Consider the following 17671-nt stretch of genomic DNA (forward strand, 5'->3'; position numbering starts at 1 on the left):
GCTGTTGACTGTTGGCTGTTGCCTAATCTCTAGTGAAAGATTCAGGAGTAAGTGGCATTGAAATTTGTATCTGATCCAGCGATCGCTAAAAAAATTCGCAAGATGAATCAGCGGGTGCGGTGGCAAGATCCGTTGATTGTGGAACGAGGCATCGATCAAACTCGGCTAGTGCTGGAAGATGGTCAAGCAGATGATTCTGAGTTCTCATTTTTGGTTGTAGGTGATAGTGGTTCTGGCTCACACAAGGGACACAATCCCCAGCGGCAGGTGGCTGAACTCATGCTGCCCCATCACAATGAATGCCGTTTTATGCTGCATACAGGTGATGTGATTTATCTAGTGGGGTCGAGTGAGTACTACCAGCAGAACTTTATCAAGCCTTACCGAGAGTTTATCTTGGGTGGAGAGCATCCCAGACAAGTAGCTTACGACCGGATGGTTTTCAGTCTGCCCATTCTGCCTGTACCTGGAAATCATGATTACTATGATTTGCCGATACTCTTGAGTTTTGCAGCCTTTACAACATTACCTATTCGTCAGCTGTTGCGATCGCGTCTAGACATTGATGTGGGCTTACATGGCTCAAACGCAGGTGATGCTTACGCAAAGGCGTTTTTGGACTATCTCAAAGCGTTTCAGCTTCCAGGAGACTTAGATAATCACTTAAATAAACACTACACTGCCAAGACAGACACAGGTCGTTGTCTTTGCTATGAACCTGGGCATTTTACCCGCCTCCCTAATCGCTACTACACTTTTCGCTATAGCGGTATTGACTTCTTTGCTTTGGACTCTAATACATTTAATGATCCATTGCCACTGCCTAAAACAAAAGAAGGCGAAGCTAATCGGAGAATTCTAGAAAAACGTCGTCAGGATTTACAGCAGGAAAAAATACAAATCCTGGAAGAATCAGCAAAGCTAAATCCCGACGATCCTAAAGAAGCTGATCAACTAGATGACATGCAAGGCAAGCTGTCACAAATTGAAGAAATTGTCGTTGATATCGACAAACAACTTAGTTCTGACCAACAAACATTAACTGACACTGAACAACTAAACTGGCTAAAGCAGAAACTAATTGAATCTTGGAACACCGCCGAAGTTCGGGGAAGGATAATTTATTTCCACCATCCTCCCTATGTAACGGAGGCAACGAAATGGCAACAGGCACAGACTTTAGTAATTCGTCACCGCTTACGTAGTGTGTTGGATGCGGTAGCTGAAAAATTAGGTTCTCTAACTCAGGGGCATCCCCTAGTAGATCTGGTATTAAATGGTCACGCGCACTGCTTAGAATACCTGAAGACAATGGACACAGGACATGCTGATTCGCATATCCACTGGATTGTTTGTGGAGGTAGTGGGTATAGTCTGCGACGCCAGCGAACTGAAGGGCCAGATTTGATGGAGACTTTTGGCGGTATAGATAAACAAGAGAGTAGATTAGTAGCGCGATCGCATTTCTTTCTCGGTCGCAACGGTCAAGGTTCCGAGAAACGCCGACCTTACTCAGGTCTACGCATTGATGTTAAAGGCGATCATCACCCCCAGTTCATTGTCCGTCCCTTAGTTGCCGAATGGTATCACCGACAGTGGCATCATCCTGAACTTGAGCCGTTAATTATCTAACGAATAGGGCATTGGAAGTTGTGAAGTTTAAAGGCGGATAAAAGAATTTCCTCCCCCTATTCCCTCAATTTTGGATTTACAATTTTGGATTTTAGATTGTTCAATCCAAAATCTAATACCGATTCAATTAATGATTGCAACAAATCCTTTGGTAGAGACGTTGCAGTGCAACGTCTCTACATGGTCTGTCTGTCACATTCTTTTTTTAAATTGGTACAAAATCTAAAATCTAAAATTCTCCTGCCTCCCCTGCTGCCCACTTCCTCATTTAACGATCTACCGATCCCATCACAACATCAATACTTCCTAGAATGACGAAAATATCTGCTACTTTTTGACCCCGGATTAACTGAGGTAAAACTTGCAAATTATTGAAGTCGGCTGGACGAATTTTCCAACGCCAGGGGAAGACATGATCATCTCCGATGATATAAATTCCTAATTCTCCTCTTCCTGACTCTACACGAACATAATTTTCGCCTTGAGGAATCTTAAATGTAGGTGCAACTTTTTTGGCAATGAATTGATAATCAAACCCGTTCCACTCAGATTTAGCACCTGCTACCATGCGTTGTGCTGCCAAATTTTCGTATGCACCACCAGGTAAGTCTTTGAGTGCTTGCTGAATAATCTTGACTGACTCACGCATCTCACCAATTCTGACGAGATATCTAGCAAAGCAATCTCCTGCTGTATGCCACTGTACTTCCCAGTTAAAATCGTCGTAGCATTCGTAATGGTCAACCTTTCGTAAATCCCACTTCACGCCAGAAGCCCGTAACATAGGCCCAGAAATACCCCAGTTAATAGCATCTTCACGGCTTAAAACTCCCACGCCTTCAGCTCGGCGGCGAAAAATGGGGTTATTGGTCATTAATTTTTCATACTCATCAATTTTGGGGGCAAAGTAGTTACAAAAATCTTCGCATTTATCTACCCAACCGAAAGGCAGGTCAGCAGCAACCCCTCCGATGCGAAAATAATTATTGTTGACCATGCGATAGCCTGTGGCAGCTTCAAACAAGTCAAGAATCATTTCGCGATCGCGCAAAGTGTAAAAGATTGGAGTTTGTGCGCCAAAGTCTCCTAGAAAAGGCCCTAACCACAGCAGATGGTTGACAATTCGGGCTAACTCCAGCATGATTACCCTGATGTAGCTGGCACGTTTTGGGATAGAGATATTTGCTAATTTCTCGACAGCATTTACTGTTACTGCTTCATTAAACATCCCGCCATAATAGTCCCATCGACTTACATAAGGGACATACATAATATTGGTACGATTTTCAGCAATCTTTTCCATACCTCGGTGCAGGTAGCCGATGACAGGTTCACAGTCTACTACATCTTCTCCATCCAAGGTGACAACAATCCGAAAACACCCATGCATGGAGGGATGATGGGGCCCAATGTTAATCACCATTGGCTCGGTTTTAGTTTCAATTCTGCCCATAAATAATAAAGTTTCCTTAATCTTTAACTATGTGGATAGTGTAGGAAGATTACGGGCTAAAGTCTTTCAAATTCGTCCGATTTTTTGCATATTTGCCCTATCTTTGTTGAATAGTTTTCGGTGTTACACCCAATAGACGTTTAAATTGAAAATTCAGATGACTTTGGCTGGCAAAACCAACCAAGCGAGCAATTTCAGCAATTGCCATTTCTCCCTTCAGCAATAATTCCTTGGCACGTTCCACCCGACAGTGAATTACATATTTATGAGGAGTCATTCCTGTAGATTTTTTGAAAAGCTGAGAAAAATAATGAGGACTCATTGGTATCAACGCTGCCAATTCAGCTAAACCTAAATTTTGGTCGAGATGTGCATGAATGTAATCAATAACTTGCTGTAATTGACGCCGTGGCAAACCTTTATATGCTTTTAATATCAGTTTTCGTGTAGAGTAGTGTTGCATTAAATGTACTGATAAAGCATTCACCATTGTCTCTGCATAAAGACGACTCCCTGAAGGATTGTTTTCCAAAATGCTTTTTAGTGCTAACCCTATTTGATACACCAGGGGGTCTGGTGTGGCAAAGTATGGCACAAGTTCAATCTGTTCGGCATCTGCTGCGTCAACCGCACGAGCCACAATCTGCGGTTCGATGCCAAGTAAGATAAAGTCTCCTTCAGCTTCCCAAGAAGCCCCATGCCCGATGTTAACGGGAGTAATAACTATATCGCCTCCGCATACGGCATCACGATGTCTGCGTCCATCCATTTTCCGCTCAGCATAAATTACTCGCTCTCCATGAGTAAAAATGCCAAGAGAGTGCCACCGGGGAGTGCAAACTTCAGGAAATGCAGAAGCAGGTTGACACATATATCCAAATGAGAAGCCACGCCAACCTGCTTGAAGGCTTGTGAGAATTGGTAGACGCGGGTAAAGTGGGAATATTTCATCTTCTTTGGTGATAACCAAGGGCTTTTTTTCTGACATGGGCGATCGCAAATTCTTATACCAATTCAATTTAATGATTAGAGACGTTGCATTGCAACGTCTCTACCATGCCCAAAAACCACGCTCATTGTGGGCGTGGTTTTTTATTCATTGGTCTACTCAAATAGCAATACAGACGTGATTAATCGCGTCTGTACAACCTGTGCCGTTAGCCCTTTTACGTGTATTTGCACCTAGGAAAATCGGAAAAAGTAAGAGATATTAACTAAACTACTCCTGGGCCTTTACCTCGTTTGTCACCTTTTTCTGTCAACTTACCTTCTTCGTCCTGATTAATTTCTCCTAGTTCTTCAACACGTTCAGCGGTATCTTCTGCTGCTTGTTGCCGTGCATCACCTGGTTCTTCATAGTACATTTCCGGTTCAACTGCATAGTTGTTCAACAAACCTTCTTTGTCTACGGTGTAACCATCAGTGGTGCGTATGCTTCCAGCATCGGTTTGATCATCAGTAGGTGCGCTTGCTTCTCTCTCTTCTGTAGGAGTTGTTTTGTAAAGATTTCCTTCTCTTTCCATTCGAGCAGCAGTTTCGGCTGGGATAATTCCACGATCATACGTATCTACTTCGGCCCGATCAGATGAGTCTATTGATTTATTATCTGCTTGATTAGCCATGAATTATGTCCTCGCTTCGTTAAATATTTTTGTTGAATAACTTCGAGAACTAGATTAGGCGGTTTCTCATGTGTAATCTACTATCTTTAGAAGTGATTTGTATTAAAAGACATATTGTTTTCTCTGTCTTTGGATGTATTTAGAACAACAATGCAGTCCAGCAAAGTAATACACAGTTTTTATTAAAGATGATTAAGCTGATCAAAGTCATCTAGCTATATTAGAATATAACTTATCGGCTATAATTGCTTATTTTTATTAATTAAATAAAGTAATTTACTTCTAACAAAATATAACCAAGTTTATAGGATGGCTAATCTCCATCCTATAATCAAATATTCAACAATATCAACTTTTGCATTGAAAGTAAGTTAATAGGTTTGAAATTTATTAGCCTACAATTTGCTCTTTTAGTACTTGAATTTCTTCAGCCAATTCTTGCCGAGTTGAAGCTTTTATAAGATAACGCGAAGTAAACCACGTGGCGTAACCAATTCCAATTAACTCAAAAGTTGGTGATAACAGTGGAATGTCGTTAATTGCATCCAGTATTGCTAGCACCACCTTAACTGTAACAATCGCTGCGAAAATTAAAGCTACAGTTATTAAAGACTGACTGTATTCATTAAAAAATCTACTTAAGTAATCAGGTAGTTGTTCTAAAAATTGAGCAATTTGTCTGCTAACTTGCTGCCATTGTGGCTCCGGTTCAGGAGCAGGTGGTAACTTTGGTAAGTTCGTAGTTTCTGCACCTTCAAGTGCTAGTAGACCCTGTGATGCAGTGGTATTGATATTGAGTTGCTGTTCGGATTCCATAGTTTTTTTCGGCAATTACGACAGTTTTTTAAGTGATTGGCTTAAATAAACATTATTTTGAGAGTCGTCAATTGTCAATTATTTGTGGTCAGTAGTAAATACAACTGACCACCACCATTTAGTAGGAGCATTAAAGTTTTATTTATGCTTACCTACTTCTATAAATTTGTTGATAGCCACTTTAGCTTTTTGGTGGAGCAACAGTTGCTTTGTTAACTACGGCTGTAACACCTTTGATTTCTTTAGCTAAAGGTTCAATTTTAGACAACTGATCCTGATTATTTACAGTTCCCGCTACAGTCACAGTACCATTTTCTACTGCATTAACTGTTAACTGTCCACCAGGTATATTTGCTTCTAATTTAGAGCGAACTTCACTGGCTAGGTCAGCTGGCGCTCTATTTGCATCGCCACCAGTTGCATTATTTCGCTGTTCACGAGCGCGAATATCTGCATTTAGTTGTCTTCTGCGGACTTCACTTTGTGCATCTTCTTTAGAAGCTTGTGTTGTTTGTGCAGTCGGCGCTTGTGGACTAGCATTAACTGTATCGGGCGCATCTACACTGGTTCTAGCAGGATCTTGACAAGCGGCTGCACCAAAAACTAAAAGGCCACTAATTAGGAAAGGAGTTAGCTTTTGCATATGTTTGATTCTGGCTCGAAAGAAGTCTGTTAATATTTACGGCAGTAATAAGGAGCAAGTGTTTTAAGAGAGAGCAAGGTTACGAAATTCTTGCTCTAGCAATTTTTTAGGGTGAGTGTGAGTGACAACTTTTTTGGGTTAAATTGTTTCGTCTCGACGGTCAACAATGATTACAGAAGGATCGTGAGTTCCTGTTGAGTAATTGGTACGAACGGTATCAGACTTTGTAACTCGGTCGAAACCAGAGCGATGTTCGCTTACATCAGTAGCATCATAGATAGCGAATTCTTCTATACCTCGACGTTTTAGAATCCCTTCAGCATGACGGATTTCAGCTTCCGTACCATCTACAATTACTAAGTAATCGCCTCTTTGAAAGCGATCGCTATAAACTCGCGCCCGATCTTCAGGAATTCCTAAGCCTACTAGTCCACCAACAATACCTCCGGCGGCTGCACCTATAGCACCACCAGTTACCGTTGTCGCTAAAGCAGTCGCGGCTGCACCACCTGCAATTACAGGCCCAATTCCAGGAATTGCTAAAGCGCCTAATCCAACTAATAAACCGCCTAAACCGCCTAAAACGCCGCCTGTAGCTGCTCCAGCTTTTGCTCCCTCGCCTGCTTTATTACCTGCACCAGTATTTGTATCTACACCAGCTATATTCTGACCGCTTGCATCCTTGGCAATAATAGAGACGTTATTCATCGCGAAACCAGCATCTCGTAATTCTGTAAGTGCTGCTTCTGCATCTCGACGATGAGAAAATGCTCCGATAGCGCGTCTGCCAAAATCTCTACGAGCGGTAGTTGAAGTTGCAGTAGTAGAAGTGGGAGCTACATAACCAGTTGTTGCATTTTTAGCATCTGGGTGATCATAAATACCAAACTCTTCAACACCTCGATGATTTAGAATTGCTTGGGCGCTAGCAATTTCTGCATCTGTGCCATCTATGATGACTAGATAATGTCCCCGCTTGACTCGTTCATCGTAAACTCTGGCTCGTTCTTCGGGGATTCCTAACCCAATCAATGCACCCAGTAAACTGCCTGCTGCTGCACCAATACCAGCGCCAGCTAGAGTGGTAGCTAAGGTAGTTGCTGCGGCTCCGGCGAGCATGATTGGCCCGATTCCAGGAATTGCCAAAGTACCAAGACCGACTAATAAACCAGTTAATCCGCCTAAAGCACCACCTGTTGCTGCTCCAACTGCGGCCCCTTCGTCAGATTTATCGCCAACGCGATCACGTACTTCAGCCCCAGCAATATCATCACGCTCTCCATCTTGCGTAATGACAGATACTCTATCCATACTAAAACCAGCATTTTTTAAGTCATGCAACGCTTGTTCAACATCACGACGATTAGAAAATACCCCTACAGCACGTTTATGTAAACCTACAACCATGTTTTTTCTCCCAACACTAAAAAGCAATTATTCACAAATTTATAGTTGTCAATAATCCCCTTTATACCTTTTTAAATAAAATTTTTCATCAATCGCTTGGAATAATTTTTACCTCTATCATTGGGCATAGGTGAATTTATCCAAATGCTTAAAAATTAGCAAGTATAAAATCTTGATTTATTCCCGATGATTTAGTTTTTATTTTTGATAATTACACAAGTATAAATAACTGGTTTTTTAATTAAATATTAACTATAGTATTAAGAAGTTTTGCTCTTTACACATATCATTCAATATATTAACAAACATTAGACTGTTTGCAATTATCAAAGCTCTATATCAAGTGAATTCGGGAGCACTTTGATCAATCTTAAAAAATATAGATTCAGAATCTCTTACCAATAGGGACTGCAAATCATCGCCAAACGCTTGTAGATTTAATCAGCAGTCGTATAGATTGCTCTCAAGAAGATATTAATCGATTATTGGTGCGATCGCCGTCAAATTTATAACCTTATTTAGTGAAAGCCGCCATTTATCAGCAACAGATTTATATAGTCATAATCTGCTTATGCCTTTCTCCTACTCAGAAGATTATGATTAAGAAATGTTATTGTTTTTTGCAATCGACAAAACCTTGTTTATTTCCCTAAATATTAATTTTTTAAACTGAGTGGACAAGGGGTATTATTTATATTTCCCTTGTCCGATTCTTGGTAATTAGCAACTTGAATTCATTACAACAATCCTTCTAATTTGCGACGAATGTTGTCAAGCTCAGAATCAGACAATTCTGGTTCTTCTAGTTGTTGGTTGGGTCGAGTGTATTGATCAGTATCCTCCTTCGAGGCATCTGGTTGCCAATCAGTTTCTTCTACGTTAATTTCGGGAACTTTTTCGATTAGAGGGCTGTTTTCCGGGACAATTTCCCATTCATACCCAGCACTTTCGCAAAATTCTTTGATTTCCTCAGCATCAATTGGCTCTGGTGTAGGTGCGGGGAAATCTTGAGCTTCTAGCAGCAAAGAAAAGCGCGTAGCGTCGTCTTCTGACTCGAACATTAGAATTTTATTGCGATCGCCTACTCGAATCGTGTGAATCCCTTCATTTTCAGTTCGAGCGTTAAAAATTAACACAAAAACACGCATAGGTGTAATCATCTGTCCTTTTTAAAGTCTATTCATATTAAAGTTCTAGGTTGTCCCTCAGGGAAAGTCACAGCGACAATTTTCACTTTGTGCGGATTTTCCTGAGAGCACCAACATTATTAAGGATAAATAACGAGTAGTGCAAATGCCGTAACTCAACCGATAAGGTCTTGGGTTTTGTTGACTTATCCTGGAAATGGCATAGTAAATTATTGTGCCAGTTAATGCTTGTGGTGTGCCAGCTACATCCAGCAATTGATACAGTGAAAGCAAATGATTAAATCTCCCAATCTAGATCATCACCCCTCTGCTCCTGTCCGCAAACGTGTGTGGTTACTCGTGTTGAGTCGCGGTGGCATTGCCTTGGGCGGACTTTTGCTCATTGGAATTTTTGGCAGTATTTGGCGGTTGCGGACTTTTGTCCAAAAAGAGTTAACGCCACTGGCAGAACAAAGTCTTACTACTACACTCAATCGTCCAGTAAAACTAGGAAATGTCAGAGAGTTTTCCTTGACGGGAGTGCAGTTTGGGGCTTCAGCCATCCCAGCAACACCTACAGATCCAGACCGAGTAGATGTCGATTCTGTAGAGGTGGGTTTTGACCTATTGCAATTAATCTTTAACCGCCAACTAAAACTAGATGTCACCTTAGTCAACGCCGATGTTTACATTGAACAAGACGACCAAGGGCGCTGGATTACCACTAATATAGCGCCGCCAGGTAAAGGCGGAAGCATAAAAACAGATTTGGATAAACTGCGGTTTCGTAATGGCAAGCTGGCGTTGATGCCGCAGGAGAGAGAATTAGGGGGAGCAGGGGAAGCAGAGGGGCAGGGGAGCAGAGGGGCAGGGGAGGAACTTCGTACTCCTAACTCAGGACGGGCTAAACCACAGCTATCCGCTAACAGAACTCAGGATTCAGAAAGCGCTCAGGAATCTCCTGTGACGTTTTCGCAACTCAATGGAACTGCCCAACTTTTAGAAAATAACCAACGGATCAAGTTTGACGTGGCAGGTCAAGCGGATAGTGGTGGTAACATTTCCATTCAGGGAGAGACGCGTTCCAAGGTACTAGCTGGCAACTTACAGTTACAAGGACAAGGCTTGCTGGCTGCGGATGTTACCCGCTTAATCAAGTTGCCGTTTAGCTTACAGGCGGGTCGAGTTAATGGCGACTTGCAGCAGGTTCAACTAGTCCCAGGACAGCCGACTTTATTGTTTGGCAGTGCCAGTTTACAAGGGGTGACGCTTCAAGTGCCCCGCGTACCACAACTATTTAATAACATCCAAGGCAACATCCGTTTCCAAGGAACAGAAGTACAGCTAGACAATGTTGCTACCAATTACAGCAAAATTCCCTTAGTAGCTACGGGGATTATCGACTCTCAAGCAGGCTTTAAGTTGGCAGGGCGTGTAAATGCCGTGAGTTTGGCAAACGCCCAAGAGGCTCTCAAGATAACACTGCCTGTGCCTGTCACCGGGCAAGTAAAAGCAGATTTGCAGATTTTAGGGCCAACCACTAAGCCAATTCTCTCAGGCACAGTTGCCACGATTAAAACTGCGCGAATTGACAAAGTTGATTTTAATAGCATCAGTAGCCAGTTCGATTTTTATACAGATTCTCCTAGAATTACTTTTAGAGATATTCAAGGTAAAACTACAGTTGGCGGTGAAATTACGGGTGCTGGTATAATCCAACTTGGTAAAGCTCCCCAACTGGATTTGAATTTCGCCGCAAAGAACCTTCCTGGGGATGCGATCGCTAAAGTTTACGAAACTAAACCTAACTTTCAAATCGGTACTCTCTCAGCTACAGCTCAACTGCGAGGCGCTCCTAACAGTGTCCAGACTGTGGTAAAGTTCCAAGCTCCTGGCGGAACTTACCCCGGAACTGGCGAAGTTGTGTTCCCCTCTGGGGTTGCCGCAGGCATCGCTCCAAATCGTACCATCTCTTTTCGCAATGTCGCCCTTAATGTCGCTGGTGGTATAGTACGGGGAAGTGGCAGTTACGCTAATCAACGTTGGCAAGCTGTTGCTCAAGCTTCTGGTGTGCAGTTAGAACCCTTCATTAACAAAAATCAACTGCAAAACATTTCTTTAGCTGGGGCGCAGTTTAATGGTCGTCTCATTCTCTCAGGAACTACAGGGCCATTCCAAGTGGCGACAATTCGCACTGAAGGAGCAGGAGTTCAAGTTGCTGGCGGCACAATTGCAGTTTCTAATATCCAGTTGCAAGACCAAAGCTTTTCTGCTCAATTGGTTGCAAATGGTGTACGGCTGGGGCAAATCTTGAAAAAGTCTCCCCCAGCTTTAACTGGGCCGTTGGCGGGTACATTTCAAATAGCAGGTAGCAGAGATAATTTCAGCCTCAAAACCCTGCGCGGTACTGGTACGGCTCGCCTTGCTGTTGCTAGTGGCACAGTTACAGCCAAAAATATTCAAGTTGCTGATGGTGTATATCAAGCACAAATTCAAGCAAATAACGTGCCTGTGCAACAGTTAGCAGGAGTTCCACCACGGGTTAGAGGAGCGTTAAATGGTGATTTTAAGGTGGCGGGTTCTGTAGAGTCCTTCCAGCCGCAAAATATCCAAGCCAGCGGTCAAGCACGGGTGAATATTGGCGGTGGCACAGTTACAGCCAAAAATATCCAACTGGCTAATGGTCGCTATCAGGCGCAAATTCAAGCAAATAATGTGCCTTTGGAACAATTGGCAGCAATACCACCGCAGTTTCAAGGAGCATTGAATGCTCAATTGAATGTAGCGGGTTCTGTGGAGTCTTTCCAACCGCAAAATATCCAAGCCAGCGGTCAAGCACAGGTGAATGTTACAGGTGGCACAGTTACAGCCTCTAATATCCAATTGGTGAATGGTCGCTATCAAGCTGTGGTCGATGCTTCAGGCGTGGAATTAGCTCGGTTGAATCAGCAGTTACGAGGTCAGTTGGGCGGGAAGGTGCAAGTAGTAGGCACGTTAGGAGCGTCCAAATTAGCTGATGTGCGTGCTGCTGGTCAGGTGCAGTTGTCTCAAGGTATCCCTGGTTTTGAGCAACCTTTAACAGCTGCGATCGCTTGGAATGGTGAAAGGCTTACCATTGAGCAAGCAACTGCTCCAGGTTTAAATATCACTGGTGACATATTAGCCAATGCACAGAGAGCAGGCATACCAGAAATTACTGCATTAAATCTTAACGTCCAAGCGCAGAATTATAATCTCAAACAGTTGCCGATTAATCTGCCTAATCAGTTGGCTGTGGCTGGGAAAGCTGATTTTAACGGTCAAATCACTGGTAAGCTGCCCTTGCCAAATGTCACAGGGCAAATCAAGTTACGAGACTTTGTAGTTCAAGATATTGCTTTTGAGCCGCTATTAACTGGAAATATTCAGTCAGCTCAGGGACGCGGTTTGAATTTAGACTTGACTGGTAGTAGTGACCGTATTGCTCTCAACTTGGATGCTAATAATCGTCCCCAATCCTTTTTAGTCAAGTGGCAACAAGCATTAGCATCAGGTCAAGCTCAAGGGGATAATTTGGCACTTAAAGTGGAAAACTTCCCGTTAAAAATATTGAATTTGACTGCGCCGCCAAACCTGCGTTTGGGTGCTGGTAGGCTAGCTGGGTTACTAACTGGGGATTTACTTGTTCATCAGCAGACATTAGCAGCAAACGGGAATTTAGCGATCGCTAATCCGCAAATTGGCTATATTAAAGGCGATCGTGTAGCTGCTCAGTTCCGCTATGGTAATGGTCAAGCAACACTCACCAATAGCGAATTTGTCAAAGGCAACAGTCGTTATGCCTTTGCTGGTACTTTTGGTCAAACTGCCAAAGGGCCTCAATTACAAGGTAAACTTAACGTTAACCAAGGTAATATTCAAGATGTCCTAGCAGTAGCACAGGTATTTGAATTACAAGATTTACAACGCGGTTCGGCAGAGCCAACCTACGGTACAGCAGCAGATTTGACCACCACTCCCCAAGGTTTACCAAATCAGCCTTTACTGAACCAACTCCAGCGCTTTTATGAAATCGACGCCCTCCTTGCAGAACAGGAACAACAGCAGACATCTAGTCCCATACCAGATTTAGCAGACTTAAAAGGGACTTTCAACGGGGAAGTGGCTGTAGATACTGCTACAGCTAACGGACTTTCAGTGCAATTTAATTTAAATGGTCAAAATTTTGTCTGGGGTAAAGAAGAACAACCAGGTCGTTTCTATAGTGCTGATAGAGTAATTGCCGAAGGCAACTTTGAGAACGGAGTACTGAGGTTGCGGCCTTTACGGTTTGAGTCTCAAAATAGACTAATTGCTTTTGCAGGTAACATTGGCGGTAATGAACAGTCTGGTCAACTGCGGGTAAATAATTTTCCATTACAAGTATTGAATAATTTCGTCAAACTCCCAGTTGGTGTGACAGGTAATCTTAACGCTACAGCAGCTTTAGCAGGTAGCATTGCCAATCCTCAAGCTCAAGGCGAATTGCAAATTACAGAAGGAACGCTGAATCAAAAAGCAGTAGAGTCAGCAACAGCAAGTTTCAGTTATGCTAATGGACGCTTGAACTTTGGCAGCAACGTATCAGTTGCCGGGCCAGAACCAGTTAATATTACTGGCAGCATACCTTACCAGTTGCCTTTTGCTTCCATAGTGCCAGACAGCGAGCAAATCAGTTTGGATGTGAAAGTGGAAAATGAAGGATTGGCACTGTTAAACCTGTTGACTAACCAAGTGGCGTTTGAGAGGGGTGAAGGACAAATAGATATTCAGGTGCGCGGTACGAGACAGCAGCCACAGGTAAATGGAATTGCCACGATTAATGATGCTACTTTTTCAGCACAGGCTTTACCAGGAAAGGTGAGACGTGTCACAGGTAAGGTACTGTTTGATTTTGACCGAGTTTTAGTAGAAAATCTTCGAGGTAGGTTTAGCCGGGGTCAGGTAGAAGCGGCTGGAGAGATTCCTATCTTTGACAATGACAAAGTGAGTATCAACAATCCCCTGACTGTTAACCTCGATCAGTTAAAGGTGAACCTGAAGGGATTATATCAAGGAGGCGCTAACGGCAATTTGCAGATTACTGGCTCTGCCCTTAACCCATTAGTTGGCGGTAAAGTAGATTTGTTTGATGGTCAAGTTTTGCTGGCAGATACCAACACTACGCAAGCTTCAAATAGTAGTATCGGTGTGTCACTCACTAAAGCCAACAAGCAAAGTAAAGCTGAAACGGGTAATGAAAATGCAAGGTTTAATAATCTAGAACTAGAACTAGGGAAAAACGTCCAAATTACCCGTCCACCGATTCTCAGCTTCCGAGCAACTGGTAATCTGACAGTTAATGGCTCCTTCGGTCAACCTATACCTGATGGTACTATTCGGCTAAAAGCAGGTGGAGTAAATTTGTTTACTACCCAATTTAGTCTTGCTCGTGGCTATGAACACACTGCAACTTTTACAGCCAATCAACCCCGCGACCCCGATTTAGATATTCAGCTATTTGCTAAGGTACTAGATATCATTCAGAATAGTGACTTCAGTCGCTCAAATTCCACTGGGTTATCAGCCTTAGAAACTGTGCGAGTAGAAGCCAATATCAAAGGCCCTGCCAGTCAATTGAACGAAAATCTGCAACTAACCAGTAGTCCGTCACGTGGTCAAACAGAAATTGTAGCTCTGTTGGGAGGTGGGTTTGTAGATACTCAAGGACGTGGCGATAGTACTTTGGGTTTAATAAACATCGCAGGCTCAGCTGTGTTCAACAACTTTCAGTCAGCTTTTAACCAGATTGGTGGTGCTTTGGGTTTAAGTGAACTGCGTGTATTTCCCACCGTTATCTCTGAGAATCCCGAAGCGGGAAGGAGCAGCTCAAGTTTAGAGTTAGCAGCAGAAGCCGGGATTGATATTTCTCCCAAAGTTTCCGTTTCCAGCATCAAGATTTTGACCGCAGATGATCCCTTTCAGTGGGGTGTAAATTACCGGATAAATGATGAATTTCGAGCGCGTGCTTCCACTAATTTATCTGATGACAGTCGTGCAATTGTGGAGTATCAAACGCGCTTTTAAATAAAACCTTGTGATTTGAGGAAAAGGTAAATTCAAACATGCATTCCTTTCTCCTTTAACCCAATACTGTTCAGTTAAGGCTAAAACTATTTGTCAAATTCAATTTTTTCACGTTCGCGTAGCGTGTCGGAGGCACACTGCTTTCTCTACTTTCGCGTAGCGTGTCGTAGACAGAGGCTTTGCCAACGCGTAGTGGACGCACCAGAAGGACGCATAGACGCAGAGCGGCTACTCTTACGAGTTCTCCAACGGAGTACCCGCAGGGTTGGACGCAAAGAGGAGGAAGAAATTCTTAACTGAACCGTATTGTCCTTTAACCAAGAAGTGTTGACGTTGAATAACCAAAGAATGAAAAAAGCGTTGCAAAGTTTTCACGCAACGCTTTTTTCAAGACATTAGTATAGCTCTCCCTCGCCCTTGATTGCCGCTAGAGGGGTTTTTGCCCTTACTCAATCAAGATTGTTAAACTATAGCTGTTGCTATGTAGTTTGGGACATCATCTGATCATAAAATCTTCATGCTGAGAGACTTTCAAGCCTTTCCACTGCTATATGGTCAAGCAACACGGATGCAATTTATTCTCGATAAACTGAGTTCACAGACATTGTTTCAAAATCTGCTTTCTCCTTTTTCGAGGTTTTCTGTTGGTGAAATGTTATTGGGAAGTTTTGTCTAATCTTCACTTCTTTCTAAGTTGTAGGTCAGGGGTTGTTGATTATTCTGAACATCGGGTGAAGAATAGTGGGCGATGACAAACACTGGTAGTGTTAGGGTCAATAGTGCGATCGCAGTTCCCACAATGTCTGCCAAACGATGGGAATATGTGTCGGCATTGGCAGACTGGCTATTTGAATTCATACAAAAAATTGAAGTTCGTCGGATCACTTGTAGGTCTACTCTCTAAGTGAGAGTCTTGATGCTATTTTAGCTATTTTTTAACTGTAAAATGTTTAGCTGTCAAGAAATTCAACCAGTTTGGCAAGCGTCATAATGTTATTTTTATACATGAACATTCTGATACAAAATCATCAGCTAACGAATCAGGTTTTATTTTGTGACTAATATTTTCAGATGCTTCACAGTATGATGTAACAGATACCTTACGCATGGCTGATGATAACAGCATTATAAATTACCTTTTTCTGCTGATTAAAGATTAATTAGCAAAATGTGTTTTTCTGAACTTCTCCAATTATAACATCTGACAACGCCCTTGCTCACTTCATTTTGACGCAATTAGCAATTTGTGATACAGAATACAATTCCCGCAAAAATACTGAACATATATCTGTGTTTTCAATTATTCAACAGTAGATATACATAAAAATATTTGAGACAAATGAAGAACCAGGTAGTGATAATTTTTGAAACCATTAGTCCCTACCGAATAAATACAGATACATTAATCGTATTGTCCAAAATTAATTCAGTGATAATACCAAACAAATATTTTGAAATTTAAATTCATAAATCTATTTAATATGACTGCAATTTTGTCAATCTGTATATAGGTAGAGTAAAAATATCTTGAACGTAGGCAATTTTTGTATTAGATAAATACCCAATTCCAATTCCTAAAACTGCTTAACTATGAGCTTTATTCGGTAAATCAAGATTGAATATTTCAGTCCTTTCTCCTGTAGTCGACGCTACCTTGGAATCAAAACTATTTAACCGGACTTTATATATAAATCTTATAACAAATTAACCCAAAAAAACCGCCACTAGAGTAGGGCGGTCTGGTTAAGCAATCGGAGGGTAATTACAGGTTACTCTGCTGGTAAGTAAAATTGTTGTAGCATTTGCATTTATTGCTAGCCTAAACCTAAAGATAAACTAACGTTTACCATAAACACTCATTGGTTCTTTAATAAACCGAATATAAAGATGCTTAAACGTAGACTTAACTACGCGGGGCATAGCAAAATCAATGGGCATTAACTTGTCTGGTAGCCGCCAATCTTCTATTTTTAGTAAGTCAGGATGTAAGTGAGGAAACTCTATAGCAGCAAGTTCTGGGCAAACTCCCAGTCTTTGAGAAGCGGCAACAGTAGGTACTTGTTCGGGTGGGACATTGAGAATTTCTATCATTGCCCGGTCTAAGGCAAATACGTTTGATGCTGCTGCTAAAATGGCTAATTGACGAGGTTCGCCGCCACTAGGGCCATTACCTTCATGACCGATGATCCCATCTAAAATGGTTAAGTTTGGGTTAATTGCTCTAGCGGTTTCTACCAACATTTCACCAAATCGGTTTGCGTCTTTCCCAGCTTCCATGTGCCACCAAGCTTTCATTTTGCCGGGAACGCAACCAAACAGGTTTTTTACACCCAATGTTAATGTTAGCTGCATGTGTGATTTGACTTTAGGCAAGTTAATTACTACATCTGCTTCCATCGCTTCTTTACAAAGCCGCAGGTGATTAAAATCTTCATTTACAGTTTGATACCGCTTGCCGTGAAACTCAATAATCGGTAAATTCAGTTCTTCTAAAATAGGCAGATAGCCATTTGCTACTGCTACTCCCTTAGCACTGCCAAAAGCCGGACTATCTCCTAAAAAAGGCTTACCACCAGCCTTAATTACCATCTGGGCTACTTCGTAAACCAGTTCGGGGCGAGTGGTACACTCTTTAGTAGGACGCGAGCCTGTAAGTAAATTAGGTTTGAGTAAGACGCGATCGCCTTTTTTAACAAAAGCTGCCATTCCTCCTAAAGGTTCTAGCAGTGTAGCTAAAGATTCTCGTAAAGCCTCTTGTTCGTAGGAAGTAGCCCGAATTAAACTGACGGATGGTTTTTGAGTCTGCATGGTATGGGGATTGGGGATTGGGGACTGGGGACTGGGGACTGGGGAATGGGGAATGGGGAATGGGAAATGGGGACTGGGG

At 42.3% G+C, this 17671-nt stretch carries 11 protein-coding genes; 2 read left to right on the forward strand and 9 right to left on the reverse strand.

Annotated features, from left to right (window positions below; translation table 11 throughout):
• The first annotated feature begins 57 nt into the window (after positions 1 to 57).
• Entirely contained in the window at positions 58 to 1632 is a 1575-nt protein-coding gene (locus tag FNW02_RS16465; protein WP_191758589.1) for a metallophosphoesterase family protein, read from the forward strand.
• Positions 1633 to 1900: 268 nt separating this feature from the next.
• Here the strand turns inward: FNW02_RS16465 and FNW02_RS16470 are convergent, their stop codons facing one another.
• From FNW02_RS16470 to FNW02_RS16500, 7 genes are all read right to left on the reverse strand, one after another.
• Positions 1901 to 3085, reverse strand: a complete 1185-nt coding sequence (locus tag FNW02_RS16470; RefSeq protein WP_191758590.1) for an NAD(P)H-quinone oxidoreductase subunit H — start codon at positions 3083 to 3085, stop codon at positions 1901 to 1903.
• 97 nt (positions 3086 to 3182) lie between these two features.
• Positions 3183 to 4073, reverse strand: a complete 891-nt coding sequence (locus FNW02_RS16475; protein ID WP_191758612.1) for a helix-turn-helix domain-containing protein — start codon at positions 4071 to 4073, stop codon at positions 3183 to 3185.
• 226 nt (positions 4074 to 4299) lie between these two features.
• Complete coding sequence (locus tag FNW02_RS16480; protein ID WP_191758591.1) at positions 4300 to 4707, reverse strand: hypothetical protein; 408 nt, start codon at positions 4705 to 4707, stop codon at positions 4300 to 4302.
• Between the two features lie 390 nt (positions 4708 to 5097).
• A complete protein-coding gene (locus FNW02_RS16485) occupies positions 5098 to 5523 on the reverse strand; it encodes a CAAD domain-containing protein (RefSeq protein WP_191758592.1) in 426 nt (141 codons plus the stop codon).
• 181 nt (positions 5524 to 5704) lie between these two features.
• Positions 5705 to 6166 (reverse strand): BON domain-containing protein, encoded by a 462-nt coding sequence (locus FNW02_RS16490; RefSeq protein WP_191758593.1) that lies wholly within the window; start codon positions 6164 to 6166, stop codon positions 5705 to 5707.
• Between the two features lie 138 nt (positions 6167 to 6304).
• The gene (locus FNW02_RS16495) at positions 6305 to 7573 is read right to left on the reverse strand and encodes a histidine kinase (RefSeq protein WP_191758594.1); all 1269 of its coding nucleotides are present in this window, start codon (positions 7571 to 7573) and stop codon (positions 6305 to 6307) included.
• A gap of 737 nt (positions 7574 to 8310) precedes the next feature.
• Positions 8311 to 8733, reverse strand: a complete 423-nt coding sequence (locus FNW02_RS16500) for a DUF3110 domain-containing protein (protein ID WP_191758595.1) — start codon at positions 8731 to 8733, stop codon at positions 8311 to 8313.
• A 261-nt stretch (positions 8734 to 8994) separates the two neighbouring features.
• Between FNW02_RS16500 and FNW02_RS16505 the strand changes: the two genes are divergently transcribed.
• Positions 8995 to 14784, forward strand: coding sequence for a translocation/assembly module TamB domain-containing protein (locus FNW02_RS16505; RefSeq protein WP_191758596.1), 5790 nt, complete (start codon positions 8995 to 8997; stop codon positions 14782 to 14784).
• Between the two features lie 672 nt (positions 14785 to 15456).
• Here FNW02_RS16505 and FNW02_RS16520 read toward each other — a convergent pair.
• Complete coding sequence (locus tag FNW02_RS16520) at positions 15457 to 15642, reverse strand: TLTLP motif-containing protein (protein ID WP_191758599.1); 186 nt, start codon at positions 15640 to 15642, stop codon at positions 15457 to 15459.
• Between the two features lie 978 nt (positions 15643 to 16620).
• The gene (locus tag FNW02_RS16525; RefSeq protein WP_191758600.1) at positions 16621 to 17592 is read right to left on the reverse strand and encodes an Npun_F2552 family protein; all 972 of its coding nucleotides are present in this window, start codon (positions 17590 to 17592) and stop codon (positions 16621 to 16623) included.
• Positions 17593 to 17671 lie beyond the last annotated feature (79 nt).

This window comes from Komarekiella delphini-convector SJRDD-AB1 (assembly GCF_014831675.1).
Taxonomy (GTDB): Bacteria; Cyanobacteriota; Cyanobacteriia; order Cyanobacteriales; family Nostocaceae; genus Komarekiella.

Coding starts and splice junctions, on each gene's coding strand:
- FNW02_RS16485 (WP_191758592.1), bottom strand. CDS start 5,523: ATGGAATCCGAACAGCAACTCAATATCAATACCACTGCATCACAGGGT.
- FNW02_RS16505 (WP_191758596.1), top strand. CDS start 8,995: ATGATTAAATCTCCCAATCTAGATCATCACCCCTCTGCTCCTGTCCGC.
- FNW02_RS16525 (WP_191758600.1), bottom strand. CDS start 17,592: ATGCAGACTCAAAAACCATCCGTCAGTTTAATTCGGGCTACTTCCTAC.
- FNW02_RS16480 (WP_191758591.1), bottom strand. CDS start 4,707: ATGGCTAATCAAGCAGATAATAAATCAATAGACTCATCTGATCGGGCC.
- FNW02_RS16490 (WP_191758593.1), bottom strand. CDS start 6,166: ATGCAAAAGCTAACTCCTTTCCTAATTAGTGGCCTTTTAGTTTTTGGT.
- FNW02_RS16520 (WP_191758599.1), bottom strand. CDS start 15,642: ATGAATTCAAATAGCCAGTCTGCCAATGCCGACACATATTCCCATCGT.
- FNW02_RS16475 (WP_191758612.1), bottom strand. CDS start 4,073: ATGTCAGAAAAAAAGCCCTTGGTTATCACCAAAGAAGATGAAATATTC.
- FNW02_RS16500 (WP_191758595.1), bottom strand. CDS start 8,733: ATGATTACACCTATGCGTGTTTTTGTGTTAATTTTTAACGCTCGAACT.
- FNW02_RS16470 (WP_191758590.1), bottom strand. CDS start 3,085: ATGGGCAGAATTGAAACTAAAACCGAGCCAATGGTGATTAACATTGGG.
- FNW02_RS16495 (WP_191758594.1), bottom strand. CDS start 7,573: ATGGTTGTAGGTTTACATAAACGTGCTGTAGGGGTATTTTCTAATCGT.